Here is an 819-nt window from a genome sequence, read left to right as displayed (position 1 = left end):
TAGGCTATCGGCCTTGAGGATCTGGATATGCGCCTTCTGCTGCAGATCGGGATTGGCCACCTTGGTCAGCGCCGTCAGTGCCTTGTCGCCCTCGGCCAGCGAAGCGCGATGCTCGCCCAGGCTGTTGAACGTGGTCTGCATCGCGGCATGCACCGTGGCGCGTAACTCTGGGCCATAGCTGGTTTCGTCATTGTCGATCATGCGGGCAGCCCGCTTTGCGGCCTCGACGACCGTGACATTCGAGCGGCCGGAGATGGCGGGATTGGCTTCAGCCAGCAGTTCCAGCGTCAGGAAGCGGTTGAGTGCCTCGACATTCTGCTTCTGGCTGGCCAGCGCAGCCTCGCTCTGGCGCAGCTGCAGATACGCGAAGAGCGTGGTGGCGAAGCCGAGGCTGAGCGTGGCAAAGGTACCGATCAGCCAGGGACGGCGGGCGCGACTACGGCGGGCATTGGCCCGATCACGCAAGGCCTGCTCGCGCTCGGCGGCCTCCCGCTGACGGGCGGCATGGCGGGCGGGCAGATCCTGCAGACCAGCCAGCAACGCCTCGACACTGGCGGTGCGCCGGGCCGGATCGCCATCGGTGGCATGGGCGATTTCCTCGACCAGCAGGCTGTCACTGAGATCCCGCTCCCAGCCGGGCACCAGCGGACGCCGCAGATCGGCGACCAGCAGCTGATACAGAATCACCCCCAGCGCATAAATATCACTTCGCTCGGTGGAAGGCTGCGCCCGCAGAATTTCCGGGGCGATATACAAGGCGGTTCCCTGCACCACGTCGCGATGCAAGGTCTGAGGCCCCTGCAAGCCCAGATCGCTGAT

General features: G+C 65.3%; 1 protein-coding gene. It reads right to left on the bottom strand.

Annotated features, from left to right (window positions below; genetic code table 11):
* Positions 1-819: protein kinase domain-containing protein (locus PZA18_RS24010; RefSeq protein ID WP_331488634.1), on the bottom strand; the 819-nt coding region annotated here is incomplete at both ends.

Source organism: Parachitinimonas caeni, assembly GCF_030129945.1.
Lineage (GTDB): Bacteria > Pseudomonadota > Gammaproteobacteria > Burkholderiales > Chitinimonadaceae > Parachitinimonas > Parachitinimonas caeni.
Note: the sequence above shows the minus strand (reverse complement) of the source record. Positions and strands in the feature narration are given on the sequence as shown.